Below are 585 nucleotides of genomic sequence, written 5' to 3' on the forward strand. Positions count from 1 at the left end.
AGGTCTCAGGGCTTCATCGTCTGGCATAGATACCTCCCTCGGTTCCAATAAGCCGGAGTGGGATAATAAGTTTTTGGATGGGGATTTTCGGGCTAACCCGTTACAATCGGAAAATAACAAGTACCGCAGGTCGGATCTCGGACTTCATTCCATTTATCTATGTGCGATAGTCCGAGAGAGGCCTGTGGCACGAATGTCAACAAAAATAAGCTGAGTGCCGCAGGCCGGACTTGAACCAGCGACTTCAAGATCTTCAGTCTTGCACTCTCCCAACTGAGTTACTGCGGCTTGAAGGTTGTTTGCGCAATAGTGAAGGAATACATTAACTTTTGGACAGATAGTTCAAACTACCTTTACAGAAAAGCTATCCTTTTGGTTTTAGACCATTATCTTAATTTTTCCTAGCCAGACTCGATCCGACAATTACGCCCAAGGTTATCAGGCTCGCTGACAATACGGCGAAGTTGCCGTCCAGATTCATGTTAAGTATGTCAGCACCAACTGTGATAATCCATAGCGTCACCAGAAAGTACACCAGTCCCATAATTATGAGAAAGATTGATGACAATAAGATCACCACGATTA

General features: G+C 44.6%; 2 protein-coding genes and 1 tRNA gene. 1 reads left to right on the forward strand and 2 read right to left on the reverse strand.

From position 1 onward, the window contains the following. Positions 1–214 (forward strand): hypothetical protein (locus LN415_09940; GenBank protein ID MCJ2557399.1); only part of this gene is annotated, 214 nt, incomplete at its 5' end. 1 nt (position 215) lies between these two features. Here LN415_09940 and LN415_09945 read toward each other — a convergent pair. Together LN415_09945 and LN415_09950 are read right to left on the reverse strand one after the other, a co-directional pair. Continuing rightward, a tRNA-Phe gene (locus LN415_09945) sits at positions 216–288 on the reverse strand. Between the two features lie 103 nt (positions 289–391). Then, a partial coding sequence (locus LN415_09950; GenBank protein MCJ2557400.1) for a hypothetical protein occupies positions 392–585 on the reverse strand: 194 nt, incomplete at its 5' end.

The sequence above is a fragment of the Candidatus Thermoplasmatota archaeon genome (assembly GCA_022848865.1).
Classification (GTDB): Archaea; Thermoplasmatota; Thermoplasmata; order RBG-16-68-12; family JAGMCJ01; genus JAGMCJ01.